Origin of the sequence: Williamsia muralis (assembly GCF_002735905.1) — a bacterium.
Taxonomy (GTDB): domain Bacteria; phylum Actinomycetota; class Actinomycetes; order Mycobacteriales; family Mycobacteriaceae; genus Williamsia; species Williamsia muralis_A.
In genome coordinates this window covers 420,931-447,207 of sequence record NZ_PEBD01000008.1, presented here as the reverse complement: position 1 = coordinate 447,207, position 26,277 = coordinate 420,931, and the positions used below count along the sequence as shown (strand labels likewise).

Sequence of the window (26,277 nt, the reverse complement as noted above, 5' to 3'; positions counted from 1 at the left end):
CATGGCGAGCCCATCCCGGCATGGCGACCGCGCACCGGGCCTGCCGAAGGCCCACCGCCGGGTTACCGGCCCGGCCCCCCTCAGGCTCCGGCCCCTCAAGGTGGCCCTCCGCCCGAGCCGGGTCGTGGTTATGCCCCACGGCCTGGACCCAGCGGACCTCCGCCCTTCAATCCCGGCCCGGTCGACCGCCCACGAGAAGATCCTCGGCGACGTCAGCCGCCTCCCTCCTCTCCCGCACCACTGAGCGGTCCCGCGGCTGGTCTCGGTGCCCCACCCGCGCCGTTGAGCAGTGCCTATTCGCAGACGTCTGATCCGGCAGAAACCCGTTATGACGGTCCGCAGGGCGACCACCCAGCAGATCAGGAGTCCGGAGCCGAGATGAGTCCTGCGCCCGCGTCGCGATCCAACAAGACCAATGTCACCGCCGTCGTCGCCATGATCTTGTCGGTGCTGGGCGTCACCTCGTTGATCGGGATCGTCTGCGGCCACGTTGCGCGGTCACAAATCCGGCGGACCGGCGAGCAGGGTTTGCCGTTCGCGGTCGCCGCTCTATGGGTTGGGTATCTCTATCTGGCAGCGGGCATCTTGGTCCTCGCCGGATATCTGTACATCGTCGGCCAAGGCAACTGAGCCTCCCAACCGCAGAGCCTCCCGCCGCAGAGCCTCCCGACCACAGCGCGTTTCCAACCACAGGGCAAGGACCGCCGTCGCGTGATCGAATTGCTTCATGGACGATGACAAGACCCGCGACATCCGGATCGGCAACGATGAGCGGGGTCGCGCCCTCGACGCACTCGGTGAGCATTTCACCAGTGGTCGACTCGACCACACCGAGTACGAAGAGCGCGTTCAGCTGGCCGCGGCCGCACATACCCGCTCCGACCTCGACAAGCTCTTCGGCGACCTGCCAGAACCCACCCCGTTCGGCTCAGGATCGTCGGTGCCTGCCCACGCCCATGATTCCTCCCCTGCCCAGGCACCTCGCAACAGTGCCCAGCGCACGCCGGGAAAGAAGCTGATACAGACCCTCAACCTGTTCGCCGGCGGCGGCACCCTGCTGCTCTTTCTTCTGCTCCAGGTGGTTTTCGACGTGCCCAACGCCTGGCTGGTGTTCATCGTCTTCCCGCTTGTCCTCGGCGGTATCCGCATCTGGTCCGGCCAAGCCGGTGATGACAACGCGGACTACGACGACACCGGACGCCTCGATCAGGCCGAATTCCGGCGTCGGCGTGAGATCGAGTCACGCCGACGCCGGGACTTCGGCTACTGAGCGACGCTCACACGGTCGAAGCGCTGCGAGATCAGAGCTGTGGGATCACCGTCTCGGCGATGAACTCGACGTGCTCGAGGTCGGACATGTCGAGCACCTGTAAGTAGATCCTCGTGGCGCCGACGGCCGCGTAGGTGCCGATCTTGTCGACGATCTCGTCCGGTGATCCCGCCAGACCATCTCGGCGCAGATCCTCGAGCCCCCGCCCGATGTTGTCGGCTCGGCGGGTCAGCTCGGCGTCGGAACGTCCGGCGCACACCACCAGCGCGGCTGAGTACGTCAGGTCGTCGGCCGGGCGGCCCCGTTCGGTACAGGCAGCCCGGACTCGTCCGAACGCCGCCTCGACGTCCTCGACGGGTGCAAACGGCACGTTGAACTCTGCGGCGTACTGCGCCGCCAGAGCTGCGGAGCGCTTCTTCCCGGCGCCACCGATGACGATCGGTGGTGCGGGCGACTGAACGGGCTTGGGCAATGCCGGAGAGTCGGTCACGGTGTAGTGGTCGCCCGAATACGAGAACTTCTCCCCGACCGGCGTGGTCCACAATCCGGAGATGACGGCGAGTTGTTCGGTGAGTCGGTCGAACCGTTCGCGAAGATCCGGGAACGGGATCGCATAGGCCTCGTGTTCGGCGGCATACCAACCGGCGCCGAGCCCGAAGTCCACCCGACCGCCCGACATCTGGTCCACCTGGGCGACGGTCACCGCGAGCGGGCCCGGATGGCGGAACGTTGCCGAGGACACGAGCGTGCCCAGCCGGATGGTGCTGGTCTCGCGGGCGAGCCCGGCCAGGGTGGTCCAAGCATCGGTCGGGCCCGGTAGACCCTCGACGTTCATGGCCAGGTAGTGGTCGGAACGGAAGAACGCCCCGAATCCGCCTGCCTCCGCGGTTCTCGCGACTGCAAGCTGGTCGTCGTAGGTGGCGCCTTGCTGGGGTTCGACAAATATTCGCAAATCCATACAGCCACTCTTACGGGCTTTGATCGCGTTCGCCACCTCGGGGGCCTGACGGCCGAATCAGGGTGGTGCAGTTCGTTCTTTGTGGAGCCTAGGAGATTCGAACTCCTGACATCTGCCTTGCAAAGGCAGCGCTCTACCAACTGAGCTAAGGCCCCGTTTGCCGGATCAACCGGCTGTCAGATCTCTCTGACCTTCGGGTAGACCATGCCACACCTCGATGTTGCGCCGAGATTCCGTGAGCAGGCCCGCGACGACGAGTGCGACTGCGGCGATCGCTACTGCAACTGCCTTCATCCGCTCATCCCCTTGGGTGGTGGTCCCTTGGTTCGGTTCGTCGTCACAGTGGGCCTAGGAGGACTTGAACCTCCGACCTCTTCGTTATCAGCGAAGCGCTCTAACCGCCTGAGCTATAGGCCCGTGAACCGAAGTCAGAGATTACCCGACTGCGTGCCTCCGCGACAAAACGGCTGGTCAAAAGCCCCTCAGTCGCGGTCGGCGAGGGTTACCTCCACACCACCCACGAGGTCGGACGAGAGGTTGTAGATGAACGATCCGACAGTGGCCAGAGCGGTGAACAGCACGACGTTGACCGCACCGATCAGAGCCGCGATACCGAACACACCTCCGGCGCTGATCTCGAACGAGGATTCCGCCGTGGTGTCACTGGACACCAGCGTGCCGAAGGAGTTGTTCAGCTGGTCCCAGACGCCCATGCCGTCGAGGATGAGATACAGCACACCCACCGCGATCATCCAGATGAAGAACGAGGCGACAGACAGGACCGCAGACACCTTGAACGCCGACCATGGATCGATCCGACGGATCTGGACAGCGGCGCGCAACGCACCCATGGCGCTCGGCGAAGGCATCGCCTCGAATGACCGATTGGCCGGCTGCGAGGCCTCCGGATGATGGATGGCATCGAGGTCGGGCAGATCTTCCTGCGGAAGGTCGCGCCGGTCGATGTTGCGGGTCGGGCCGTCGATCGGCTTCGACAGCGGTGACCGACTGGTCGAGTCGGTTTCCGAGGCCGGCAACTTGGGTGCTGCGGTGCCGGTGATCACCGGGCGTTTGGTGGTCGGCGCCGGGGCACCCGGACCGGGCTGGCGACCCGGGGGTGGGCCACTCGGGCCCCGGCCCGACCCTTGCTGAGGCGGCTGCTTTATCTGCGACTGTGGGCCGGTCGCCGATGCCGACGGCTGCCCGGGGCCGGTGGGCTGCCCCTGGCCGCCTTGAGAGCCGGCACGCTGCCAAGGAGGCACGCCACCGGGGCCGGTCCCGTTGCCGGGAGGCCGGCCCTGGGCCGGGGCCTGACCGGCGTCCGGCCGCGGCGCCTGATCCTGCACTGACACCGAAGGACGTGCGCCGTTGGCCGAGGAGTTCGCCGCGGCGGAGGCCGCCGTGTCCTGCTCACCACCGCTGCCCGACGATCCCTGCGGACCTTTCGGCGGCCCACTGGTGCCGTTCGGTTCGCCCGCGACCTTGGGTTCGTTGGGCTCGTCAGTTGTGCTCATGCGTTCCTTTGCGTTCGCCTCAGCTACTTCTTGCCGGCCGGCCCGTTCTGCGTGTCAGCCGGTTCATCCGGCTCGTCGGCATTGCGGGCAATAGCCAAGAGCGTAGTTCCTTCGCCCAGGTTCATCAGGCGGACGCCCTTGGTTTGGCGTCCGGCCTTGCGAACCTGCCGCGCACCGGTGCGGATGACGCCGCCCCCGGAGGTGATCGCATAGAGCTCACTGTCGTCGTCGACGATCACTGCGCCCACCAACGCGCCTCGGCGTTTGTCGTACTGGATCGTCAGGACGCCCTTACCGCCGCGACCCTGCACGGGGTAATCGCTCATCGCGGTGCGCTTGGCGTAGCCACCTGATGTCGCGACCAAGAGGTAGGTGTCCTCCCGGACCACGTTCAACGACAACAACTGGTCATCGTCGTTGAACCGCATGCCCTGGACACCAGAGGTCTGCCGCCCCATCGGACGCAAGACGTCGTCGGTGGCCGAGAAACGGATCGACTGTCCCTTCGTCGACACGAGCAGCAGGTCGTCGTCGGCGCTGCACAACTGTGCGCCCACCAACTCGTCCTCACCGCGCAGGTTGATCGCGAAGATGCCCCCGGAGCGATTGGAGTCGAAGTCCACCAAACGCGACTTCTTCACCAGTCCGTTGAGGGTCGCGAGCACCAGATAAGGCGCATCCTCGTAACTCTTGATCTGGATGACCTGGGCGATGCGCTCCTCGGGCTGGAATGCCAGCAGGTTGGCGACGTGCTGGCCACGGGCGGTGCGGTTGGCCTCTGGCAGTTCGTACGCCTTCGCCCGGTAGACCCGGCCCTTGGTGGTGAAGAAGAGGATCCAGTCGTGCGTGGAGCACACGAAGAAGTGCCGGACGATGTCGTCTTGCTTGAGACCGGCACCCTGCACACCTTTACCGCCACGCTTCTGGCTGCGGTAGAGATCGGTCTTCGTCCGCTTAGCGTAGCCGGTTTCGGTGATCGTGACCACCACGTCTTCGCGGGCGATGAGGTCCTCGTCGGACACATCCCCGTCTGCGGCAATGATTTTCGTGCGTCGCTCGTCGGCGAACTTCTCGACGATCTCGGCCAGCTCGTCGCGCACGATGGCGCGCTGGCGCTCCGGCTTGGCGAGGATGTCCTTGTAATCGGCGATCTCGATCTCGATCTCCGCCAACTCGTCGACGATCTTCTGGCGTTCCAGAGCAGCGAGCCTGCGCAGCTGCATCGCCAGGATGGCGTCGGCCTGGATCTCGTCCACGTCGAGCAGCTCGATCAAACCGGTACGCGCCAGATCGACGGTCTGGGACCGGCGGATCAGAGCGATGACCTCGTCAAGTGCGTCAAGGGCTTTGACGAGACCGCGCAGGATGTGGGCACGCTCTTCGGCCTTACGCAGCCGGTAACGGGTACGCCGGATGATGACGTCGATCTGATGCTCGACGTACAGGCGGATCATCTTGTCCAGGCGCAACGTTCGCGGGACACCGTCCACGATCGAGAGCATGTTCACGCCGAAACTGGTCTGCAGCTGGCTGTGCTTGTAGAGGTTGTTCAGCACCACCTTGGCCACGGCGTCACGTCGCAGGGTGACCACGATCTGCATGCCGACACGGTCCGACGACTCGTCGTCGATCCTGCTGATGCCCTTGAGCTTTCCCTCGTTCACCTGTTCGGCGATCGACAGGATCATGTTGTCGGGGTTCACCTGGTACGGCAACTCGGTGATGACGAGGGTGGTGGCACCCTTGTTCTCCTCGATCCGCACCACGCCTCGCATGCGGATGCTGCCCCGGCCGGTGGTGTACGCGTCGCGGATGCCCTGGCCGCCGACAATCAGTCCGGCGGTTGGGAAGTCGGGTCCCTTGATGCGTTCCATGCAGGCCTCGAGGGTGCTCTCCTCATCGGCCTCGTAGTTGTCGAGCGCCCAGAAGATGGCGTCTGCCACCTCGCCGAGGTTGTGCGGCGGGATGTTGGTGGCCATACCCACCGCGATGCCGCTCGACCCGTTGATGAGGAGGTTCGGAACACGTGAGGGCAGGACCGTCGGTTCCTGGGTCTTGCCGTCGTAGTTGGGAGTGAAATCGACTGTCTCCTCGCCGATGTCACGCAACATCTCCATGGCGAGCGGCGTCAGCCGGGCCTCGGTGTACCGCATCGCGGCCGCGCCGTCGTTGCCGCGGGAACCGAAGTTGCCCTGGCCGTCGACCAGCGGATACCGCATCGACCACGGCTGCGCCAATCGCACCAGCGCGTCGTAGATCGCGGTGTCGCCGTGCGGGTGGTAGTTACCCATGGTCTCGGCGACCGGCTTGGCCGACTTGACGTAACTGCGGTCGGGCCGGAACCCGGCGTCGTTCATCGCGTAGAGCAATCGACGGTGCACCGGCTTGAGTCCGTCGCGGACCTCGGGCAGCGCGCGGCCGACGATCACGCTCATCGCGTAATCGATGTAGCTGCGCTGCATCTCCTGCTGGATGTCTACCGGCTCGACGCGGTCTCCGGCGCCACTGTCCGGTGGCAAGGTGTCGGTCATCAGTTCACTTTCGTCGTGTCAGGTCGGAGCAGATGGAAGTGGAGTCCGTCAGACATCCAGGAAGCGAACGTCTTTGGCGTTGCGGGCGATGAAGCTCCGCCGGGCCACCACGTCCTCCCCCATCAGCACACTGAACAGTTCGTCGGCGGCGGCAGCATCATCGAGCGTCACCTGACGCAGGACACGCACCGATGGATCCATCGTGGTCTCCCACAGCTCCTTGGCATTCATCTCGCCGAGACCCTTGTACCGCTGGATGCCGTCGTCCTTGTTGATCTTCTTGCCGGCCTGGGCGCCGGCCTCGAGGAGACCATCGCGCTCGCGGTCGGAGTACGCGAACTCCGGCGGTGCACCCTTCTGCCACTTGAGCTTGTACAGCGGCGGCTGCGCCAGATAGACGTGACCGTGCTCCACCAGGGGTCGCATGAAACGGAACAGCAACGTCATCAACAAGGTCGAGATGTGTTGTCCGTCAACGTCGGCGTCGGCCATCAGCACGATCTTGTGATACCGCAATTTGCTGATGTCGAACTCGTCGTGGATACCGGTACCGAAGGCGGTGATGATCGACTGCACCTCGGTGTTCTTGAGAACGCGGTCGATACGGGCCTTTTCGACGTTGATGATCTTTCCGCGGATCGGCAGGATCGCCTGGTACATCGAGTCGCGTCCCGACTTGGCGCTGCCGCCGGCCGAGTCGCCCTCCACGATGTAGACCTCGCACTTGCTCGGGTCCTTGCTGCGGCAGTCCGCGAGCTTGCCCGGCAACCCACCGATGTCGTTGGCGCTCTTGCGGCGCACCAACTCTCGCGCTTTCCGGGCGGCCAGACGGGCGTTCGCCGACTCCACTGCCTTGCGGATGATGATCTTCGCCTCGGCAGGGTTGGACTCGAACCAGTGCGCCAGGTTCTCGTTGCTCACCTTCTGCACAAAGCTCTTCACCTCGGTGTTGCCGAGTTTGGTCTTGGTCTGACCCTCGAACTGCGGGTCGGCGACCTTCACCGAGATGACAGCGGCCAGGCCCTCACGGATGTCTTCGCCGGTGAGCTTGTCGCCCTTGTCTTTCACGAGCTTCTTCTCGGTGGCGTACTTGTTGACGGTCGCCGTCAGCGCGGAACGGAAACCCTCCTCGTGGGTGCCACCCTCGTGCGTGTTGATGGTGTTGGCGAACGTGTGCACCGATTCGGCGTATCCACTGTTCCACTGCATGGCCACCTCGAGCTCGTGGCCGGTGCCCTTGGCGGTGAAGCTGACGACGGAGTTGTGGATGGCGGTCTTGCGGTTGTTCAGGTGTCGGACGAAGTCCTCGAGACCACCCGGGTAGTGGTAGATCCGGGTACGGCTCTTCTTCTTCGAGTTCTCCGGCTTGCCCTCGGCATCGACGACGGCTTCGTCGGCTAGCTCGGTGTTGGCGGCTTCCTCGGCCAGTTCGTCCTCGGACTTGGGTGCCTCTGCCACGTCGACGTCGTCTGCGTCGCCGACCTCGACGGTCGCCGGCCGCTCATCGGTGAGGGTGATGGTCAGGCCTTTGTTGAGAAAGGCCATTTCCTGCAGGCGGCGCGCGATGGTGTCGAAGTCGTAGGTGGTGGTCTCGAAGATCTTCTCGTCGGCCCAGTATCTGACAGTTGTGCCGGTCTTCTTGGTGGGCGCACCCTTCTTGAGTGGCCCCGGAACAGCGTTGGTGTAGGTCTGCTCCCACGAGAAGCCGGCGTGGTTGATCTCCAGCTCGACCGTCTTCGACAGTGCGTTCACCACCGAGATGCCGACACCGTGCAGACCACCGGACACCGCATACGAGTCGGAGTCGAATTTTCCGCCGGCGTGCAGCTGGGTCATGACGACCTCGACGGTCGGAATACCCGTCTTGTGCATGCCGGTCGGGATCCCGCGGCCGTCGTCGACCACTTGCACCGCGCCGTCGGCGCGGAGAGTGACGTCGACCCGCGACGCGTAGCCCGCCATGGCCTCATCGACCGAGTTGTCGACGACTTCCCAGATCAGATGGTGCAGGCCGCGCGCGCCCGTGGATCCGATGTACATACCGGGACGCTTGCGAACCGCCTCGAGGCCTTCGAGGATGCTTATCGAATCCGCACCGTAGTCGCTGCCCTTTTTCTTGGCCGGGGCCTTCTTGGTCGGTTCCGGCTGTTCCGGCTGTTCCGGATTCTGGGGTTCGGTGCTGTCGGCCACGAGTGCGTCCGCTCCTTACATCGCCATTGAGTCACACCACGCGGTACGCGCCCGGCAGCCATCGCTGTTCTGCTCCCGGGGTTCCCATGCGGCGGTCTACCCCGGTTCGGGGCAACTCTCTACATACTACTGGGTAAGGCGACAAGGAATGGCCCTGCAACACCCCTGACTTGTCCGCAGACGGATTTTCTCGGATGAGACCTAGTCCGACCGACACAGCGGGTACGTCGTCCACGTTCTGACGGGATTCGTGGCCGGTTCGGCAAATCCGCGTCTAGCCGTAGGTGTCGCGGGGTCCTCGGCCACGGACGTGACGTTCGCCTTTGCGCCAGGACGGGCTCTGCGGGCCGGTGATCCGCAGGCTCGTGACAACACCGTGGCCGGCCGAAGCAGCGATCTTGGCCAGGATCTGACTCTGGATCAGCCGTAATTGGGTGGCCCAGGCAGTCGACTCTGCCGTGACGTGTAAAACCTTGTCGCGCAATGCTTTGGGTTGGGCATGCGCCGCGATCTCGGCTCCGACGATCCGGTCCCACGCGCCGAAGACGGTGCCCTCACTGAGTTTGGCGTTCCAGCCGCGACGTCCGGCAAGACCTCCGGCGACACGACCGAGAGGTTGCGGGTCATACGCGTCAGGATGGGCACCGGTCCACGATCGGCGGGTGACCTTGCGTGGTGCAGCCGGCCGTCTGCCAGGTGACGCACGGCCCTGGCCGACGGATTTACCGGCCGCGCGGGCAGCAGCCCGGGCGTCTTCGAGTGCTTTGCGCGCCATGTCGTAGCCGCTGCCCTCGGACGTGCCGCCGCCACCGGACTCACCGTTCGTGCCCGGCTCTTGCCCCTTGCTGGGTTCCTCGGTCATCACCCGACCACCAATTCCGACGTTCGAACGCCTGCCGACTCGATGATATTCACCGGGACGGTCCTGCCGCCGATCTGAGAGGGGATGTCGTCGGCGACCGCCGCGGTGATGAGCACCTGTTCGGCCCCGGCCGCGACGTCGGCGAGCTTCTCGCGGCGCTTGGCATCGAGTTCGGCGAACACGTCATCGAGCATCAGTACCGGTTCGACGCCGTCGGCACGCACCAGTTCGACAGAGCCCAAGCGCAGTGACAGGGCCATCGACCACGACTCGCCATGACTGGCGAATCCCTTCGCCGGCTCGGTGCCGAGCAAGAGATCGACGTCGTCTCGGTGTGGCCCGACAAGCGTCACACCGCGGTCTATCTCTTTTTGACGCAGCGCCGCGAGGTCGCTCAGCAGTGCCGCTTCGATGTAGTCCACATCGGCCTTCTCCCCATGCGCCGGAATCACATCGATCGACACCGATGACCGGTAGTGCATGTTCGCGGGCCGAGAATGCGGGGCGATCGTCGAATATGCCTGTGCCACATGAGGTTCCAAATCGTTCACCAAGTCGATCCGCGCGGCGCTCACCTGGGCGCCGTACGCGGCGAGCTGGGCGTCCCACACGTCCAGCGTGCTGATCACCGACTCGGCGTCGCTGCCACCCCTGCGTAGGGCGGCCGCCGCCGTCTTGAGCAGTGCGGCCCGCTGACGCAACACTCGGTCGTAGTCGGACTTGGCGGCGGCCCACCGAGGACCACGCATGGCGACCAGTTCATCGACGAAACGACGTCGCTCCCCCGGATCGCCGCGCACCAGTGACAGGTCTTCGGGGGCGAACATCACCGCACGCAGGATCCCCAGCACATCGCGTGGCCTGCGGCACGGCGCACCGTTGATGGCGGCCTTGTTGCTGCGGGCTCCGCCGATCACCAGATCCACCGTCAATTCACGGCCGTCGTTCTCCACCGTCGCGATGACACGGGCCTGCTCTGCCCCGGTACGGATCAGTGGCTGATCAGTACTCACCCGATGGGACCGCAAGCCGGCGACGTAGTAGAGCGCCTCGAGCAGATTGGTTTTTCCGAATCCGTTTCTCCCCACGAAAAGTGTTGTGCCCGGGCTGAGTTCGATGGAGACCTCATCCCAGGAACGGAAGTCGCGCAGCGACAGATTGCGGACGTACACCTGCTCAGATCAACTCCCGGTCAGTCGCCCGACGACTTCGGAACCACCGAGTGTCCGCCGAACTGGTTGCGCAATGCCGACACGGCCTTGAGGGCAGGTGAACCGCCTTCTTGGCGCGAGGCGAAGCGCGCAAAGAGCGCCGCGGAGATGACGTTGGCGGGTACCGAATGCCGGATGGCTTCTTCCACCGTCCACCGGCCCTCGCCGGAATCGGTGGTGTAGTCGGAGATCTCGGCGAGGCCCGGATCTTCCTGCAGTGCCTTGACCAGCAGCTCGAGGAGCCACGACCGCACCACCGTGCCGTTGGTCCAGGCCCGTAGGGTGCCGGTGACGTCCTCGATGAGTGGCTCGGCATCGAGGATCTCGTAACCCTCGCCGTAGGCGTGCATCAGTCCGTATTCGATGCCGTTGTGCACCATCTTGGCGTAGTGCCCGGCGCCGACCTGCCCGGCGTGGACGAATCCGTCCGCCCGCTCACCCGGGGGCCGCAGCGCGTCGAAAATCGGCATGGCGCGTTCGACGTCCTCTTTCGCACCACCGCACATCAGGCCGTATCCGTTCTCCAAGCCCCAGACACCGCCGGACACTCCGCAATCGACGTAACGGATTCCCTTGATGCTCAACAGTTCTGCGTTGATCGCGTCGTCGGTGTACTTGGAGTTGCCGCCATCGATGACGAGATCGCCGGGTGAGAGGATGTCCGAGAGCGTCCGGACGGTGGACCGCGTGGGTTCACCCGAGGGCACCATCACCCAGATGATCCTCGGGGCGTCGAGCGCGGAGGCGAGTTCGGCAAGCGATGCGACATCGGTGACCTCAGGACGCGGGTCGTATCCGATGACCTCGATTCCGGCGTTCTTGACCCGGGTTCGCATGAACCCGCCCATCTTTCCCAATCCCACCAAACCCAGCTGCATGGTCTCACCAGTCCTTTGCCAGTCACGGTCCTCGCGGTCAGATGGCCGCGAATCGATTCGAGTCGGATCTACGCCCGGGCAACCTGCGTCGGTCGCTGGTCACCGCACTCATTCTCGGTCAGTGTGGGTCGGTGCGCTGACCTTTCCGGCCGACCTGGTCATCTGGCGCGGTGTCGTCGCCAGATCACCCCGGCAGTCGAACCGGCATCAGCAGGTAGGTGTACTCGCTGTTGGGTGCGGCGTACGCGCCGTTCTCGTCGGTGACCGGCTCGGTCTCGGCACCCGGCCGCAACACTGCCGGCCTCGACGGTGTGGTGAACCCGAAGTCGACGGTGGACGAATGCAGCGACGTGAGCCCGTCGAGCAGGTAACCCGGGTTGAACGCGATGGTCAGTGGGTCGCCGTAGAACTTCACATCCAGCTGTTCCTCGGCGCGACCTGCATCGTCGCCGCCGGCGGTGAGTAGCACGGTGTCCTCACCGAACTCGAGCCGCACCTGCGCACCGCGCTCGGCGACCAGGGCCACACGCTTGATGGCCTCGGTCAGCGGTGCGATCTCGATGTTGGCCACCGATGTGTGGGTGGGGGGCAGTAGCTGACGGAACTTGGGGAACTCCGCATCCAGCAGGCGGGTGGTGGTGCGACGGCCAGATCCCAGGATGCCGAGCAGCCCGTCCGCACCGATGCTCCCGCCCGATCCAAAGGCCAGGCCGACGGCCGAGGTTCCGTCGGATCCGGCTGTGCGAGCCGCCTCGGCGAGTGTCTTCGCCGGGACCAGCACAGCGGACGTGGTGCCCGCGACTTCTGGCTTCCAGGTGAGTTCGCGAACTGCCAACCGGAAACGGTCGGTCGCGGCGAGCACCACGGTCTCGTTGTCGATCTCGAGGCGGATACCGGTCAGCATCGGCAAGGTGTCGTCGCGGCCGGCGGCCACCGCAACCTGGGTGATCGCCTCGGCGAAGACATCGGCCGGGATGGACCCGGTGTTGTCGGGCACCTCGGGAAGCTGCGGGTAGTCCTCCACCGGCATCGTCGGCAACGAGAACTTCGCGCTACCGCAGACGATCGCGACGCGGGTTCCGTCGAGTTGCACGTCGACAGGCTTGGCAGGGAGGGCGCGCGTGATGTCGGCCAACAACTTGCCCGACACCAGGACCTGACCTTCGTCGGCGACCTCGGCTGAGACGTTCACCTGTGCCGAGACCTCGAAGTCGAAACCCGAGACGGACAGTCCGGTCTCGGTCACCGTCAGCAAGACACCGCCGAGGACCGGAACCGGTGGGCGGCTGGGCAGGCTGCGTGCAACCCACGCGACCGAATCTGCGAACTCGTCGCGAGTCACCCGAAACTTCATCGTCTTCAGTTTCCTTCTGGTTGATCGTTCCACTGCGCAAGAGGTCGCCGGCGGGCGGTGAACTCCTCCGAGCGCAGGCGTCAGGGTCTCCACTCTAAAGCGGATGACAAGTATTCGGTGGCGATGGGGTGTGCTCGCCCCGACGTCCCGGGATGTCTTGTCAGACCTGTGGACGAGGGTTGTGCACACGCCTTCTTTTAAAGAGTCTTGTTAAGAGAGAAATTCTTCTTAGTAATAGGTCCTGTGAAATCTGTGGATGACAGGTCTTGTTGGCTGGTGGCCGGTCTGCGGGCCTGGGGGCGAAACGTTGGCCGATGCCGCGTGAAGTTGAAGTACATGTGAACACAACCCGGCGTCGTGGGAACGGTCCACTGTCTATCCACAGATTTCGGTAGTTATCCACGGGCTTGTACACAGGTAGATCGAGTCGCGCAGATCACCAGGGAATGGGATGACAAGTCTGAAAAGTCTGCGGCAGTGGTCGAGAGTTGTCGTTCTCGGCGGGGACGCGGGGTTGGATGTGGTTCCCAGAGGCATGTTCTCCGGGGTCCGCGGCGTCGGCGTGCAAGGGGGTGTCAGCGACGTTGCGTGAACATCGAGGGTGAGTAGGGACGCAGATAGCAGCCAGGACGCAGCGTGCCGGGCCACGCAGAAGCGCTTTGGGCGCACGGGAGAAGAACGGCGTGCGGAGGAAGAACAGAAGCGTGTGAGACGGCAGGCGTCAGCGGCGCGAGCGCTGTTTGATCCTTGCGGTGAGTTCCTGGACCTGGTCGTACACGCGTCGACGCTCGGTCATCTCTTTGCGAATCTTCTTGTCCGCGTACATCACCGTGGTGTGATCTCGGTCGAATGTCTCGCCGATCTTCGGCAGGGACAGGTCGGTGAGCTCGCGGCAGAGATACATCGCGATCTGCCGTGCCTGGGCGATCGACCGGGTTTTGCCGGGCCCGCGCAACTCTTCGATGCTGATGTCGAAGTACTCGGCATTGACCGCGAGGATGGTCGCCGCAGTGATCTCCAGGCTGGCCGAATCGGGTAGCAGCGCTTGCAGCACCACATCGGCCAGGGCGGTGTCGAGTTCGGAGTGGTTGAGCGACGCGAAGGCGGTCACGCGGATCAGCGCACCTTCGAGTTCGCGGATGTTGCGCTCGATCTTCGATGCGATGAGCTCGAGGACGTCGTCGGGGACGCGGATGTCGTCCATCTGCGCCTTCTTGCGCAGGATGGCGATGCGGGTTTCCAACTCGGGCGGCTGGACGTCTGTGATGAGACCCCACTCGAACCGGGTTCGTAGCCGATCTTCAAGTGTTGCAAGCTGTTTCGGAGGCCGATCGGACGACACCACGATCTGCTTGTTCGCGTTGTGCAGGGTGTTGAAGGTGTGGAAGAACTCTTCCTGGATGCCTTCTTTGCCCTCGAGGAACTGGATGTCGTCGACGAGCAACACGTCCATGTCACGGTATCGGCGCTTGAACGCCACTCGCCTGTCGTCGCGAAGGGAGTTGATGAAGTCGTTGGTGAACTCTTCGGTCGACACGTACTTCACCCGCATGCCGGGGAACAGCCGCTGTGCGTAGTGGCCCGCCGCGTGGAGCAGGTGGGTTTTTCCGAGGCCGGATTCTCCCCAGATGAACAGCGGGTTGTAGGCCCGGGCAGGTGCCTCGGAAATGGCGACGGCCGCGGCGTGCGCAAAGCGGTTCGAGGCACCGATGACAAACGTCTCGAAGGTGTACTTGGAGTTCAGACTGGAGTCGCCGCTGGAATTTCCCGACGTGCTGCTCCGAGACGAGTCGACGTGGCGCCTCGAACCGGAGTCGGTGTTGAAGTAACTCGGCCAGTCTCCACCGGCGCCCCCGTTGATGTCGCGGTCGCGGTCGGCGAAGGTCTCCGGCGGCGGCGATGCCATCGAATGGACGTTGCGGGAATCGCCGTCGAGCCGTGGTCCGGCGTCGATGCGGGAGTCCCCGTTCATCCGGGGGCCACCTCCGATGTCGTCCATCCGGTGAGGCCGGCCATTTGCCGTGACCGACTCGGGCTCGGTGGGAGGATCGGGCTCGTAGGCGTCGGCTGCGATCGGATCGATGCGCACGGCGAGATCCACCGAATGGCCGAGGTGACGACTGAGGGCGGACACGATCGGTTCCCGCAAACCGCGTTCGATCTGTTCCTGGACCCGGGGGGTCGGCACGGTGAGGAGCGCGAAGCCTTCGGCGAGTGTCAGCGGACGGACGAGCGAGAGCCACGCCTTCTGCTGTTTGGAGAGGGGGTAGCTACCGGGAGATGTGTCGTCGTTGAGTTCGGTGACCACCTTGCGCCAGATCACACTGAACGAATCGTGATCCGAATCGGCTGGCATGGTCATCCCTCTTTGTGGTTCGTCACCAATTGTCCACACCGTTATCCACAGGTGTGGAGGAACAGCGAGACTGGCAGCGAACCCAGAAAGGGTTGTCGCGATTCCGCCCCGGGTGGATAGCTTGGGTGAAGTTAACAGAGATTGGCCGGGGCTCACAACCGATCACCACATGTTGCAGGTAAAGGCAAGAATCTGGCCGATCGAGGCGTGTCGTCCGCCGATACCGCAGGTCGCGGCCCGCTTCGTGGTACGGAGGCGGTTTGACCGGCCGTTGGCGAGTCAGTAGTCTCGAACGGTCGCCGAACGTCGATTCCGGCTGAGGTGAACCACTCGCGAGTGGTTCGGGAGCCGAAGCATCGGGGTAGCGACCAGACCACCTATTAACAAGCTGGGCTCAATCATGGACGCGAGCCCGTCACACGAGGAGTTTCACCGTGGCCAAGGGCAAGCGGACCTTCCAGCCGAACAACCGTCGTCGTGCACGCGTGCACGGATTCCGGTTGCGTATGCGTACCCGTGCGGGTCGCGCGATCGTCAACACCCGTCGTCGCAAGGGACGCTCGAGCCTGACGGCCTGAGCCGACACGGTACCGCAGCCCGCGCAGCCGGCCGCAACACACGTGTTGGCCCCACCTAACCGGATCACCCGGCGATCGGACTTCACCCGCACTCTGAAAAATGGGGTGCGGGTTGGTCGGCGTGATGTGGTGGCGCACGTGCTGGTACCCGAGTCTCCTGACTTCGTCTCCCACGGTGGTCCACGGATCGGTCTGATCGTCGGCAAGTCGGTAGGCAATTCGGTGGTTCGGCATGCGGTTGCTCGGCGGCTTCGTGCGGCTGCACGTCCTCTGGTGGATCGATGCGATCCGAGCACGATGGTGGTCGTGCGTGCGCTACCCGGTAGCGCCACGTGCCCCGAACCGGAACTGCAACGACAGCTCACGGCGGCCGTCGACAAAGCCGAGCGTCGTCTCGAATCGACCGTGTGATGTCTCAGTCGGTGTCGTCCGATCCGGATGTCCGCTCAGGTATGAGCGTGCGGACCTGGCCGCGACGCGCCGTCATCTTCTTGATCGAGCTGTACCGCACGTGGATCTCCCCCATGCGGATGCCGACGTGCCGGTTCGAGCCCTCCTGCAGTACGTATGCGGTCGAGGCGCTCACCGAATACGGGGTGCTGTACGGCGGCTGGCTGTCGGTGGTCCGGCTGCTCAAATGCGGTCCCTGGCACAAGCCGGGTTACGACCCGATTCCCGAGCGGCGCGGCCAGATGTCGTCGCCGACGGAACCCAAGCCTGATGAACCCTCGGCCTGTGAGCCGGAATCTGCTGTAACAGTGAGGAACTGACGACGTGCTCGATTTCATCTATTGGCCGGTCTCGGCGATCATGTGGGTGTGGTACTGGCTGTTCAGCCATGTTCTCCCCGACTCCCCAGGCGGCTCCGGCATCGCCTGGGCCCTGTCGGTTGTCTTCCTTGTCTTCACCTTGCGCGCGATCCTCTACAAGCCGTTTGTGAAGCAGATCCGCACCACGCGGAAGATGCAAGAGATCCAGCCGCAGATGCAGGCGATCCGCAAGAAGTACGGCAAAGACCGGGTCAAGATGACCGAGGAGATGCAGAAGCTCCAGAAGGAGCACGGGTTCAATCCCCTGCTCGGATGTCTGCCGATGCTGGCGCAGATCCCGGTGTTCATCGGTCTGTTCCATGTGCTGCGTTCGTTCAACCGGATGGGCACGGGCTTCGGTCAGCTGGGCATGACGGCCGAAGAGACACGGTCGTACGGCAACTACATCTTCAACGTCGACCAGGTTCAGAACTTCCTCGACGCGCGGTTGTTCGGTGTGCCGCTTTCGTCGTACATCATTCAGCCCACCTCGGAATGGGTGGCGTTCAGCGCTGACGGGTCCATCGATTTCACGCGTCTGAACATCATCATCCTGGTGATCCCTCTGGTGATCATCTCGTCCATTGCGACGCACATGAACTCTCGTGCGTCGGTCGCCCGACAGAGTGCGGCGGCGATGGAGAACCCGCAGACGCGCATCATGAACAACCTCGCGCTGTACGTCTTCCCGCTGGGCATCCTGGTGTCGGGCGCATTCTTCCCGGTCGCCATCCTTCTGTACTGGGTGTCGAACAACTTGTGGACTTACGTTCAGCAGCACGTTGTGTTCGGCAACATCGAGAAGGAAGAGGAAGCCGAAAAGGCTGCCAAGCTCGAGAAGCGGTCGAACAACGCACCCAAGCCCGGTGCGAAGCCGGCAGTGTCGTCCAAGCCGAAGCCCGGTGCGAAGCCGGCAGGCAAGGCGAAGACGGACGCCGCAGGCGATAAAGACGCAGCCGTGAGCATGTCGAAGGACACGTCGAGCGGCGATCAGGTGGATCTGTCGAAGACCTCGTCCAACGGTGCGACGGCTTCGGGTGCGGACAAGACCAAGAGCGGTTCACCCAAGGGCGGTACTCCGAAGGCCGGCGGCTCCCCTGGATCAAACGGTGCAAAGAAACCGGCGTCCGGACGGCCGGCCTCAGGGCCAGGCGGTCAACGCGGTGGAAACCAACAACGTCGTAAAAAGAGGCGCTGACCCATGAGCGGTCGGTTCCCGAAAGAGTGCAAAGCGAGGGTAGTTCGATGAGTGCAGAGACGAAGGACGTTGCTGTCGACGATCTGGTCGATCAGCCGGCGTCCAAGGACCATGTGTCCGAGGAGCCCGTGTCGGAAGAGTCGGTGTCCGATGAAGACACCACCAGAGATTCAGACATGACCGACGAAGAGCGTTTGGTCGAAGAGGGCGAGATCGCGGGCGACTACCTCGAGCAGTTGCTCGATGTTCTCGACTTCGATGGCGACATCGATCTGGACGTAGACGGTGACCGTGCAGTGGTGAGCATCGACGGCGGAGCGGATCTGGTGAAGCTCGTCGGAAAGAACGGCGAGATCCTTGACGCCTTGCAGGAGTTGACCCGTCTGGCGGTGCAGCGCACCACGGGCGACCGAAGCCGTCTCATGCTTGATGTCGCACGGTGGCGGGCTGATCGTCGGGAGCGCCTGGCCCGGCTCGGTGGTGAAGTCGCCGAACGAGTGCTGGAGACCGGCGAGCGCGAGACGCTCGATCCGATGTCTCCTTTCGAGCGCAAGATCGTTCACGACGCGGTTGCCGCTGTCAGTGGCGTCTACTCCGAGAGCGAAGGCGCCGAACCCAATCGTCGGGTTGTTGTCCTGAAGTCCTGATCAAAACCTAGAAAGTGGGCCCCCGGCGGATTCGTCGGGGGCCCACTGCTTTCTCGGGTGCGAATTACACCGATGTCGTTTGGTTGGTGTGTAGGTGGCGCGAGAGGATGTGTGAGGAAGTTGTTTCACGTGAAACGGAGGCGCGGGTGACCGCAGAATTTTCTGCCGAGAACGGCGAGCAGTTGCAGCGAGCGGCAGCAACGGTGTTCGGCGACCAACTGGGTAAGGCAGAGGCCTACTGGGACATCCTGGGCAAGGCCGGGGTTGAACGTGGACTGATCGGGCCTCGCGAAGTCGATCGGCTGTGGGCTCGCCACATTCTGAACTGCGCTGTGGTTGCACAGCTGATCGCCGATGGGGAGAAAGTGGTCGACATCGGCAGCGGTGCGGGTCTACCCGGCATCGCCATTGCCATCGCCAAGCCGTCGCTTCGAGTGACCCTCGTAGAGCCGCTGCTGCGGCGGTCGACATTCCTCGAAGAGGTTGTTGAAGCACTGGAACTGGACGTGAAGGTTGTGCGTGGACGGGCCGAGGAGAAGTCGGTACGCAAGGTGGTGGGTGATTCCGACGTGGCGACATCGCGTGCCGTGGCCCCGCTGGATCGACTCGGGAAGTGGAGCACTCCCCTGCTCCGTCCGGGTGGCCGGCTCTTGGCCGTGAAGGGATCTTCTGCCGCCGACGAAATTGTCACCCACCAAGGCACCCTGAACCGCATTGGTCTTGCCCGGCTTCGGGTCGAAGTGTGCGGGACCGGACTACTCCCGACCCCTACGACCGTTGTCTCTGGCGCGCGGGTTGGTGGACGTCGGTGACAGAGCGCAGAATGTTCAGCAGGCGTAGCCGAAGGAGCCCAAGCGTGTCCAACGAATCGCACGTTTCACGTGAAACAGTTTCACGTGAAACCAGCGCGTACGAGACCACATCCACTTTCCGCAAGGAGTCCCCGCTGGACACCCCGATTGCGGCTGCTGCTGAACGAGCCAGCCGCGTATTGACCCCCGGAGGCTCGGGTGCACTCCCCCGGCCCAAGCACACCCGGATCATCACGATCGCCAATCAAAAGGGTGGAGTGGGCAAGACAACCACCGCCGTGAACATGGCAGCGGCATTGGCGGTTCATCAGCTTCGCGTCCTCGTGATCGACCTCGACCCTCAGGGCAACGCGAGTACAGCCCTCGGTGTCGACCACCGGTCGGGGATCCCGTCCGTGTACGAACTCCTGATCGGTGAGGTGAGTTTTGCCGACACGATCGTCCAGAGCTCGTCGAACGAGCGGCTGTTCTGTGTGCCGGCAACACTGGATCTGGCCGGCGCCGAGATCGAACTGGTGTCGATGGTCGCGCGGGAGAACCGACTGCGGAACGCACTCGATCAAGAGACTCTCGACCGGTATGACTTCGACTTCGTGCTGATCGATTGCCCGCCATCGTTGGGACTGCTGACCATCAACGCCATGGTCGCGGCGCGGGAAGTGATGATCCCGATCCAGTGTGAGTATTACGCCCTCGAGGGTGTGAGTCAGTTGTTGTCGAACATCAACCTCGTCCAGGCGCACCTCAATCCGAACCTCCACGTGTCCACCGTGGTGCTGACGATGTACGACGGCCGCACGAAGCTGGCCGACCAGGTCGCCGAAAGCGTGCGTGAGCATTTTGGTGACCGTGTGCTCAACACGGTCATTCCACGCAGCGTCAAGGTCTCTGAAGCGCCGGGCTACGGCACCACGATCATCGAGTATGACCCGGGTTCACGTGGAGCCATGAGTTATTTGGATGCGGGCCGCGAATTGGCGTTGCGGTCAGATCGAGAAGAGGAGAACCGGTAGTGACCGAGTCTGATCGGGCCATCGGCCCTTCGAAAACTCCGGCCAAGACCGCGGGCGGCAAGCCAAAGGCACCACAGCGCAAGGGCGGCCTCGGTCGAGGACTGGCGGCACTCATCCCGACCGGGCCCACCGAGGGGCCCCGGATGGGTTCCGCAGCGTCTGACGCCGTGTTCGGTCCGGTGAAGGAACCCACCACCTCGTCGGAATCCGCCACCTCTCCGGTGCCCACTCCCCCGACCGTGACGGATCCACGTGGTGTGGATGACACGGTGGGGGCCATCTACCGCGAGATCCCACCGGCTCTGATCCAGCCGAACCCGCAGCAGCCGCGTACGGCGTTCGACGAAGAGGCGCTCGCCGAACTGGTGCACTCGATCCGCGAGTTCGGATTGATGCAGCCCATCGTCGTACGTCGCCTGACGGAACCCGATGGCGGCGCTGAGTACCAACTCGTCATGGGCGAGCGCCGCTGGCGAGCGAGTCAGGAAGCCGGACTCGAGACGATTCCCGCGATCGTTCGCGAGACCGCCGACGGTGACATGTTGCGCGATGCGCTCCTGGAGAACATTCACCGGGTACAGCTCAACCCGTTGGAAGAAGCGGCCGCGTACCAGCAGCTGCTCGAGGAGTTCGGGGTGACCCACGAGGAGCTGGCAACTCGTCTCGGTCGTTCGCGGCCTGTGGTCACGAACATGATCCGTTTGCTGCGGCTGCCGATTCCCGTGCAACGACGTGTCGCAGCCGGCGTTCTGTCGGCCGGACACGCACGTGCGCTGCTCGCCCTCGAAGCGGATTCAGCCGCACAGGAAGCACTCGCCGCACGAATCGTGGCCGAAGGTATGTCGGTGCGAGCCACCGAGGAAGCGGTGCATCTTGCGAACCGAGGCGATGGACCCGCTGCTCCGGCTCAGCAGAAACGCAAACCGATGCAGATGCCAGGGCTCCAAGACGTCGCCGAGCGCCTGTCTGACAAGTTGGATACGCGCGTAACGGTCGCGATGGGCAAGCGCAAAGGCAAGATCACTGTCGAATTCGGGTCCGTCGGCGACCTCGAACGACTCGTGGAGATCATCGCGCAAAGATGAGTTTTGAGCCGCGATTTTCCGAGTACCCCAGTGTCGGGATGAAACGTCACTGTGACGTAGTCCCGTCACGGGGTACCCAGAGAACGTGGAACATGCTGTCGCACATGGTCTTTCGGAATCCGGGCGGCTCATCTCAACCGATCGCCGATCATCACTTAAACTGGAAAGCGTTCAGGGCAGAATTCGTTCCAATCACGTGTGTTCAGGAGGCGGCGGGGCCGTGTCGGTAACGATAACGCCGCTCACCATGGACGGGTTCGAGTCACTGTCCACGCACACTCGTCGGTGTGTCTTCTGGGAGATGGACCCAGAGCTCATTCCCGCGAATCCAGGCGGCGGAGAGTTCGACAGCGAGTTCGACAAAGAAGCCTGGGTGTCGATGATGCTCCTCGAGTGGGGCACGTGCGGACAACTCGCGATCAACACCCATACCGGCAAAGTGGTCGGGGCGGCCTTCTACGGTCCCCCACGCAGCGTGCCGCGTTCGTTGATGTTCCCCACTTCCCCGGTGTCGGCTGACGCCGTGATCCTGACGTCGCTCTGGGTCGACCCGGGCTTTGACGGCGCCGCCGACGAGTTGGCCACCGCGGTTGTCGGTGATCTCACCCGTCGTGGCGTCCGGGCAATCGAGTCGTTCGGAATCGTTCGGTCGGCGCACACCACATCGGTGGAGGACCCCGATCAGGAATCGATCTGTCCGCATTGCATGATCGACGCGCATTTCCTCAAAGGGGCAGGGTTCGACGTGGTGTCGGCTCATCACCGGTATCCGCGACTGCGTTTGGAACTCGATGACGATCTCGGCTGGAAGGCCGGCGTGGAGAGTGCGCTCGAGAAACTTGTCGTGATGGCAGCCATCGACGTCGCGGGTCGCGAGCGGACGGCAGTTCCGGTCGGCCAGAAGGCCGGACTGCGACGACGGGCCGAGTAGTAGACGCGAACTCCTCCGTTCAACCGCCAGAGGCGGTCACCGGCGAGTTGTCAGCGGGCGAGTTCTTCTGAGGCAAGCAACTCGGCGAAGGTGTATGTGCCGGTCGGCTGATCATCGCGCCCGAGTAGGTATAAACGCTTCACGGCGACCAAGATGGCCTCGGCGATGGTGTCGCGCACTGCCGGGTCACTCAGCTCGGTCGCATCGTGGAGGTTGCTGATATAGCCGACGTCGAGCTGCACCGCAGGCATTCGTGTGCGTCGCATGATGTCCCACGTGCGCTCGTGCCACCGGCAGTCGCGCAGATGGGTGCGGGCGACGATCTCACGCTGGATGAACCCGGCGAGCGATCGGCCGATGGTGGACGAAGAGCCATGTGGCGTACCGAAATAGAACGTCGCGACGCCACTGGCACGGTCGTTCGGATAGTGGGCGCACCGTAACGCGAGAAGTAGATCGGCACCGATTGCGTTGGCGGTCTCGGCGCGCTCCTCATCGGTGGGGTCCTCGCCTTGGGCGCGCGAGAAGAAGGTCTCCATGCCTGCGGCGATCATTCTGCCTTCGAGCCTGCGGGCGAGGTCCCAGAGGATCTCTTCCTCGATCTTTGCCGTGGCCGGGTCGGTGCCGGGGTGCGATCCGCCGGAGCCCGGGTCGATGACGATCCGCTTGCCGGACAGCTGGGGGCCGAGTCGGCGGACGTGTTCTTCCTCGCGGATCGCGTGCGGTGATCCACCGGTGACACGGGTACCCAGCAGTTCGAGTGAACGAAGGGTCGCAGGACCGCAGATGCCGTCTGAACTGAGCCCGAACTCGGACTGGTAGCTGCACAGCGCGTTGTAGGTGTCCGCACCGAAGAACCCGTCGACCATACCGGTGTAGTAGCCGAGGTTCTGCAGGCGCGCCTGCAGAGTGGCGACGTCGTCGCCGTGCATGGGAGCGGAGAGTTGGTACGACAGTACTCGTGCACCCAGGCGGTAAGACGCCTCGCGGAGGGCACGGAACGTCGCGGGTCCGACAACACCGTCGACGATCAGGCCGCGTTGCTGCTGGAAAGCCCGGACCGCGTGGTCGGTTGCGAGGTCGAAGACGGCTTCGGGTTGTGCCCAGCCGTTCGGATCGACCAGCCGGCCGGCCGGTGACGGGGCGTCGTTCAGCAGACCTTGTCCGGTGAGAATGCCACGAATTTCGGCCACAGCCGAGCCGTGATCTCCCAACCGGAACAACGGCGTCACGAGGCCTTCCCTTCTGGCGTCAACTCGGGCGTCGGCGGCACAGGGGTACCGCGCTCGGCGTGGTTTCCGGAGCGCAGGGCTCCGAGTCAGCTACGAGTGTCTCAGCAATCCGCCGTCAGAGCCAATACGGTCACGTACCAATTTGATGACCGTAATCATCTCAGTACTGGTACGTGACCGATGGCGAGGGGGCTGCTGATCAGGGACGACTACTTGCCGAGAACCCCGTCGAGTTCGCGGAGAAGCGCCGCTTTGCCTTTCGCCCCGACGATGGTCTTGGTGGGCTTGCCATCCTCGAAAAGGATCATCGTGGGGATCGACATGATCTGGAAATCCCTTGCGACATTTGGGTTCTGGTCAACGTCGAGCTTGGCGACGGTGAGCTTGTCGGAGTTCTCCCCGGCGATTTCCTCGAGCACCGGAGCGACCATCTTGCAAGGTCCGCACCAGGTGGCCCAGAAGTCGACCAGTACCGGTTTGCCGGCACCGAGCACTTCCTCCTTGAATGTGGCATCTGTCACTGCAACGGTGTTTGCACCCATTTTGATCTCCTTTGGTTCGTCTGTGGGGGCCGGTTCGGTCGAACCGGTCGGTTCGAGCGGTCAGGCCTGAACGCCGGCCGCCTCGGGGACCTCGAGCGGGCTGATGTCGTTCTGGTCGGCCAGCCAGCGCTCGGCGTCGATGGCGGCAGCACAACCCGAGCCGGCGGCCGTGATGGCCTGCCGGTAGGTGTGGTCCACCAGGTCGCCGGCGGCGAATACGCCGGGCAGCGAGGTGTACGTGGTGCGGCCCTGAACACGGACGTAGCCGTCCGGATCGAGGTCGACTTGGTCTTCGACCAGCGCGCTGCGTGGGTCATGTCCGATGGCCACGAACATGCCGGTCGCATCGATCTGCGAGGTGGCGCCGGTGACGGTGTCCACCAACTCCAGGCCGGTGACCGACGTCTCGCCGAGAACGCGGCCGATGGTCGCGTTGGTCACGAAGCGGATCTTGTCGTTTGCGCGGGCACGCTCGAGCATGATCCGTGAGGCGCGGAACTCCTCGCGGCGATGGATGACGGTGACACTGCGGGCGAACTTGGTGAGGAAGGTCGCCTCCTCCATGGCGGAGTCACCGCCGCCGATGACGGCGATGTCCTGGTCACGGAAGAAGAAGCCGTCACAGGTGGCACATGCCGACACACCTCGGCCGAGCAGATCCTGCTCGCCGGGAATGTCGAGGTAGCGGGCTGCGGCGCCCATGGCCAGGATGACGGCTTTCGCCCGGTGGGTCTCGCCGCCGGCGTCGACCTCTTTGATCTCGCCGGTGAGCCGGACGGCATCCACGTCTTCCATGCGCAGATCAGCACCGAACCGAATGGCCTGCTCACGCATCTCGTCCATGAGTTCAGGGCCCTGGATCCCCTTCTGGAATCCCGGGAAGTTCTCCACCTCGGTGGTGGTCATCAACGCGCCACCGAACTGGGTGCCCTCGAAGACCACCGGAGAGAGTTCGGCGCGTGCGGCGTACACGGCTGCCGTGTATCCGGCCGGTCCTGATCCGATGATGATCACGTCGTGGACGGTCTCGGTACCTGCTGAGGTCATCGGTGCTCTACTTCCTTACGGTGGTTCAACCTGGGCTCGTGGCCTGTCGGGGCGAGGTGGTGGGCTCCGCTGTCAGCGAAGCCTTGACGTTTTCTTCACCCGCGATGGACAACACCAGCCTAAAGGGATCTGTTCCCAGAACTGGTGCGCAAACCCTGTGAGAGCTCACAGAAATGTTCGGCACGATGGGTTCATGCTCTTGCGACCCTCGCGACTTTTCAGGCGGTTTCCGCTGGCCTGGGCGGCGACGCTGACGATTGCCATGGGCGCTGCATATGTACTGGCGGTCCGTACCCAGTGGGGCCAATATCTCGACCAGCAGGCCTACCTGACCCTCCTCGGCACCGGGGCGAGTGCTGACCTGCCCCACGTGGTCGGTCTGGGGTCCATCACCGACTACCGACTGTGGACTGTTGCGGCGGTCCTGATCATCGGTTTGGGCATTGTCGCGGGGCGGCGCTGGAGTCTGCTGCCTCTGCTGCTGTTGCCGATCGCCGGCATCCTGCTGGCTCAATTCCTGCGGGACGAGGTGCTGGTGCGCCCCGACTTCGTAGGAGACGGCTGGCTGTCGAACACCTTCCCGAGTGGGCACGCCGCTGCAGCTGCCGGATGTGTGGCGGCCATCGTACGAGCGGCTCCGAGACGGGTGGCCCCGGTGCTGGCCATCCTCGGAGTCGGTTGGTTGACGCTTGTCGGTCAGGACCTGATGGTCTGGGGATGGCACCGGCCCAGCGACCTGATCGGGTCGATCCTGCTTGCGACGGCCCTGATGCATCTGGTGCCGCCGACCCGGCGACACACTTACGAACTCGGCACTCGCACAGTGTCAGGCGTGCGGGCGGGAGTCTGGACAGCAGCCGCAGCAGCGACGGGACCGGTGGTGTGGTCGGTGGGAACGGGGCATCTGGCGGTGCTGCCGGTGGGACTCATCGCGGCAGCTGCCGTGGCGTCACTTGTTGCCGATGGTGGTGCGACTGAGCGTCGCCGGATTGGCCGTGTCGCAGTCGGCGCCGACCACCAGCGCATCGAACCGTCCCGCCGTGCCCGTGCTGAGCAATATCACCACCGCAGGGCCGCCACCGGCCTGAATTGAGCTCGTACCCAATACCGCAGTGGCCGGTTCTATCTCATTGGCCGCCAGACATCGGTCGCGCCGGGCGAGGTCGCCGAATGCGGTGTCGGCGGACTGGCCGAGAGCGCTGAGCAGGGTGGCATCCGAAGGCGCGGCAATCGAAGTGGGGGTGGGAGCGTCCTGTTGG

At 64.0% G+C, this 26,277-nt stretch carries 26 protein-coding genes and 2 tRNA genes; 13 read left to right on the top strand and 15 right to left on the bottom strand.

Annotation, left to right across the window (positions count from 1 at the left end; translation table 11 throughout):
* The first annotated feature begins 378 nt into the window (after positions 1-378).
* On the top strand, positions 379-630 hold the full coding sequence (locus tag CSW57_RS11095; RefSeq protein WP_143696513.1) for a DUF4190 domain-containing protein: 252 nt from the start codon (positions 379-381) through the stop codon (positions 628-630).
* 97 nt (positions 631-727) lie between these two features.
* Positions 728-1,270 carry a DUF1707 SHOCT-like domain-containing protein gene (locus CSW57_RS11090; RefSeq protein ID WP_099382816.1) on the top strand — a complete coding sequence of 181 codons (543 nt, stop codon included), beginning with the start codon at positions 728-730 and terminating at the stop codon, positions 1,268-1,270.
* Positions 1,271-1,301: 31 nt separating this feature from the next.
* Here the strand turns inward: CSW57_RS11090 and CSW57_RS11085 are convergent, their stop codons facing one another.
* The 11 genes from CSW57_RS11085 to dnaN form a co-directional block, all read right to left on the bottom strand.
* Positions 1,302-2,228, bottom strand: coding sequence for an LLM class F420-dependent oxidoreductase (locus CSW57_RS11085; RefSeq protein ID WP_099383324.1), 927 nt, complete (start codon positions 2,226-2,228; stop codon positions 1,302-1,304).
* A gap of 82 nt (positions 2,229-2,310) precedes the next feature.
* Positions 2,311-2,383, bottom strand: a tRNA-Ala gene (locus CSW57_RS11080).
* Between the two features lie 10 nt (positions 2,384-2,393).
* Positions 2,394-2,522, bottom strand: a complete 129-nt coding sequence (locus tag CSW57_RS24780; protein ID WP_023959051.1) for a hypothetical protein — start codon at positions 2,520-2,522, stop codon at positions 2,394-2,396.
* A 49-nt stretch (positions 2,523-2,571) separates the two neighbouring features.
* Positions 2,572-2,645: transfer RNA gene (locus CSW57_RS11075), tRNA-Ile, on the bottom strand.
* A gap of 65 nt (positions 2,646-2,710) precedes the next feature.
* Positions 2,711-3,742, bottom strand: coding sequence for a DUF3566 domain-containing protein (locus tag CSW57_RS11070; protein WP_099382815.1), 1,032 nt, complete (start codon positions 3,740-3,742; stop codon positions 2,711-2,713).
* Positions 3,743-3,765: 23 nt separating this feature from the next.
* Entirely contained in the window at positions 3,766-6,273 is a 2,508-nt protein-coding gene (gene gyrA / locus CSW57_RS11065; protein ID WP_023954152.1) for a DNA gyrase subunit A, read from the bottom strand.
* Between the two features lie 48 nt (positions 6,274-6,321).
* Positions 6,322-8,463, bottom strand: a complete 2,142-nt coding sequence (gyrB, locus tag CSW57_RS11060) for a DNA topoisomerase (ATP-hydrolyzing) subunit B (RefSeq protein ID WP_099382814.1) — start codon at positions 8,461-8,463, stop codon at positions 6,322-6,324.
* 274 nt (positions 8,464-8,737) lie between these two features.
* Positions 8,738-9,325: a DUF721 family protein gene (locus CSW57_RS11055; protein ID WP_099382813.1), complete on the bottom strand. Its 588-nt coding sequence runs from the start codon at positions 9,323-9,325 to the stop codon at positions 8,738-8,740.
* A complete protein-coding gene (recF, locus tag CSW57_RS11050; protein ID WP_099382812.1) occupies positions 9,325-10,497 on the bottom strand; it encodes a DNA replication/repair protein RecF in 1,173 nt (390 codons plus the stop codon). The genes CSW57_RS11055 and recF overlap by 1 nt, the downstream gene beginning before the upstream one ends.
* 20 nt (positions 10,498-10,517) lie before the next feature.
* Entirely contained in the window at positions 10,518-11,414 is an 897-nt protein-coding gene (gnd, locus tag CSW57_RS11045; RefSeq protein WP_099382811.1) for a phosphogluconate dehydrogenase (NAD(+)-dependent, decarboxylating), read from the bottom strand.
* 184 nt (positions 11,415-11,598) lie between these two features.
* Positions 11,599-12,768, bottom strand: a complete 1,170-nt coding sequence (gene dnaN / locus CSW57_RS11040; protein WP_099382810.1) for a DNA polymerase III subunit beta — start codon at positions 12,766-12,768, stop codon at positions 11,599-11,601.
* A 451-nt stretch (positions 12,769-13,219) separates the two neighbouring features.
* On the opposite strand from dnaN, the gene CSW57_RS24445 reads away from it, so the two are divergent.
* Positions 13,220-13,360 carry a hypothetical protein gene (locus tag CSW57_RS24445; protein WP_189339213.1) on the top strand — a complete coding sequence of 47 codons (141 nt, stop codon included), beginning with the start codon at positions 13,220-13,222 and terminating at the stop codon, positions 13,358-13,360.
* Positions 13,361-13,489: 129 nt separating this feature from the next.
* Here the strand turns inward: CSW57_RS24445 and dnaA are convergent, their stop codons facing one another.
* Positions 13,490-15,124, bottom strand: coding sequence for a chromosomal replication initiator protein DnaA (gene dnaA, locus CSW57_RS11035; protein ID WP_099383323.1), 1,635 nt, complete (start codon positions 15,122-15,124; stop codon positions 13,490-13,492).
* Between the two features lie 434 nt (positions 15,125-15,558).
* On the opposite strand from dnaA, the gene rpmH reads away from it, so the two are divergent.
* The 9 genes from rpmH (at position 15,559) to CSW57_RS10990 (ending at position 22,197) form a co-directional block, all read left to right on the top strand.
* Positions 15,559-15,702 (top strand): 50S ribosomal protein L34, encoded by a 144-nt coding sequence (gene rpmH / locus CSW57_RS11030; RefSeq protein ID WP_081729590.1) that lies wholly within the window; start codon positions 15,559-15,561, stop codon positions 15,700-15,702.
* Between the two features lie 42 nt (positions 15,703-15,744).
* The gene (gene rnpA / locus CSW57_RS11025; RefSeq protein WP_099382809.1) at positions 15,745-16,113 is read left to right on the top strand and encodes a ribonuclease P protein component; all 369 of its coding nucleotides are present in this window, start codon (positions 15,745-15,747) and stop codon (positions 16,111-16,113) included.
* Positions 16,113-16,472 (top strand): membrane protein insertion efficiency factor YidD, encoded by a 360-nt coding sequence (yidD, locus tag CSW57_RS11020; protein WP_189339212.1) that lies wholly within the window; start codon positions 16,113-16,115, stop codon positions 16,470-16,472. The genes rnpA and yidD overlap by 1 nt, the downstream gene beginning before the upstream one ends.
* A 4-nt stretch (positions 16,473-16,476) precedes the next feature.
* Positions 16,477-17,709, top strand: coding sequence for a membrane protein insertase YidC (yidC, locus tag CSW57_RS11015; RefSeq protein ID WP_099382808.1), 1,233 nt, complete (start codon positions 16,477-16,479; stop codon positions 17,707-17,709).
* Between the two features lie 47 nt (positions 17,710-17,756).
* Complete coding sequence (locus CSW57_RS11010) at positions 17,757-18,356, top strand: Jag family protein (protein ID WP_099382807.1); 600 nt, start codon at positions 17,757-17,759, stop codon at positions 18,354-18,356.
* 146 nt (positions 18,357-18,502) lie between these two features.
* On the top strand, positions 18,503-19,168 hold the full coding sequence (rsmG, locus tag CSW57_RS11005) for a 16S rRNA (guanine(527)-N(7))-methyltransferase RsmG (RefSeq protein WP_223249189.1): 666 nt from the start codon (positions 18,503-18,505) through the stop codon (positions 19,166-19,168).
* Between the two features lie 11 nt (positions 19,169-19,179).
* Entirely contained in the window at positions 19,180-20,181 is a 1,002-nt protein-coding gene (locus tag CSW57_RS11000; protein ID WP_081906721.1) for a ParA family protein, read from the top strand.
* A 20-nt stretch (positions 20,182-20,201) separates the two neighbouring features.
* A complete protein-coding gene (locus tag CSW57_RS10995) occupies positions 20,202-21,266 on the top strand; it encodes a ParB/RepB/Spo0J family partition protein (protein WP_099383321.1) in 1,065 nt (354 codons plus the stop codon).
* Between the two features lie 220 nt (positions 21,267-21,486).
* Entirely contained in the window at positions 21,487-22,197 is a 711-nt protein-coding gene (locus CSW57_RS10990; protein ID WP_099382805.1) for a hypothetical protein, read from the top strand.
* A 50-nt stretch (positions 22,198-22,247) separates the two neighbouring features.
* Here CSW57_RS10990 and CSW57_RS10985 read toward each other — a convergent pair whose 3' ends face one another.
* From CSW57_RS10985 to trxB, 3 genes are all read right to left on the bottom strand, one after another.
* Positions 22,248-23,429 carry an N-acetylmuramoyl-L-alanine amidase gene (locus CSW57_RS10985; RefSeq protein ID WP_099382804.1) on the bottom strand — a complete coding sequence of 394 codons (1,182 nt, stop codon included), beginning with the start codon at positions 23,427-23,429 and terminating at the stop codon, positions 22,248-22,250.
* Between the two features lie 209 nt (positions 23,430-23,638).
* Complete coding sequence (gene trxA, locus CSW57_RS10980) at positions 23,639-23,971, bottom strand: thioredoxin (protein WP_023954118.1); 333 nt, start codon at positions 23,969-23,971, stop codon at positions 23,639-23,641.
* 60 nt (positions 23,972-24,031) lie between these two features.
* A complete protein-coding gene (trxB, locus tag CSW57_RS10975) occupies positions 24,032-25,018 on the bottom strand; it encodes a thioredoxin-disulfide reductase (RefSeq protein WP_099382803.1) in 987 nt (328 codons plus the stop codon).
* A 193-nt stretch (positions 25,019-25,211) separates the two neighbouring features.
* On the opposite strand from trxB, the gene CSW57_RS10970 reads away from it, so the two are divergent.
* Positions 25,212-26,111, top strand: a complete 900-nt coding sequence (locus tag CSW57_RS10970) for a phosphatase PAP2 family protein (RefSeq protein ID WP_189339211.1) — start codon at positions 25,212-25,214, stop codon at positions 26,109-26,111.
* Positions 26,112-26,277 lie beyond the last annotated feature (166 nt).

What these genes read in the sequence shown, in the direction of transcription:
- CSW57_RS11055 (WP_099382813.1), bottom strand. Translation starts at nt 9,325, where the DNA reads ATGACCGAGGAACCCAGCAAGGGGCAAGAGCCGGGCACGAACGGTGAG.
- CSW57_RS11070 (WP_099382815.1), bottom strand. Translation starts at nt 3,742, where the DNA reads ATGAGCACAACTGACGAGCCCAACGAACCCAAGGTCGCGGGCGAACCG.
- CSW57_RS24445 (WP_189339213.1), top strand. Translation starts at nt 13,220, where the DNA reads ATGACAAGTCTGAAAAGTCTGCGGCAGTGGTCGAGAGTTGTCGTTCTC.
- gyrA (WP_023954152.1), bottom strand. Translation starts at nt 6,273, where the DNA reads ATGACCGACACCTTGCCACCGGACAGTGGCGCCGGAGACCGCGTCGAG.
- CSW57_RS10970 (WP_189339211.1), top strand. Translation starts at nt 25,212, where the DNA reads ATGCTCTTGCGACCCTCGCGACTTTTCAGGCGGTTTCCGCTGGCCTGG.
- CSW57_RS11010 (WP_099382807.1), top strand. Translation starts at nt 17,757, where the DNA reads ATGAGTGCAGAGACGAAGGACGTTGCTGTCGACGATCTGGTCGATCAG.
- CSW57_RS24780 (WP_023959051.1), bottom strand. Translation starts at nt 2,522, where the DNA reads ATGAAGGCAGTTGCAGTAGCGATCGCCGCAGTCGCACTCGTCGTCGCG.
- yidD (WP_189339212.1), top strand. Translation starts at nt 16,113, where the DNA reads ATGTCTCAGTCGGTGTCGTCCGATCCGGATGTCCGCTCAGGTATGAGC.
- CSW57_RS11000 (WP_081906721.1), top strand. Translation starts at nt 19,180, where the DNA reads ATGTTCAGCAGGCGTAGCCGAAGGAGCCCAAGCGTGTCCAACGAATCG.
- dnaN (WP_099382810.1), bottom strand. Translation starts at nt 12,768, where the DNA reads ATGAAGTTTCGGGTGACTCGCGACGAGTTCGCAGATTCGGTCGCGTGG.
- CSW57_RS11085 (WP_099383324.1), bottom strand. Translation starts at nt 2,228, where the DNA reads ATGGATTTGCGAATATTTGTCGAACCCCAGCAAGGCGCCACCTACGAC.
- CSW57_RS11095 (WP_143696513.1), top strand. Translation starts at nt 379, where the DNA reads ATGAGTCCTGCGCCCGCGTCGCGATCCAACAAGACCAATGTCACCGCC.
- CSW57_RS11090 (WP_099382816.1), top strand. Translation starts at nt 728, where the DNA reads ATGGACGATGACAAGACCCGCGACATCCGGATCGGCAACGATGAGCGG.
- dnaA (WP_099383323.1), bottom strand. Translation starts at nt 15,124, where the DNA reads ATGCCAGCCGATTCGGATCACGATTCGTTCAGTGTGATCTGGCGCAAG.
- trxA (WP_023954118.1), bottom strand. Translation starts at nt 23,971, where the DNA reads ATGGGTGCAAACACCGTTGCAGTGACAGATGCCACATTCAAGGAGGAA.
- gnd (WP_099382811.1), bottom strand. Translation starts at nt 11,414, where the DNA reads ATGCAGCTGGGTTTGGTGGGATTGGGAAAGATGGGCGGGTTCATGCGA.
- trxB (WP_099382803.1), bottom strand. Translation starts at nt 25,018, where the DNA reads ATGACCTCAGCAGGTACCGAGACCGTCCACGACGTGATCATCATCGGA.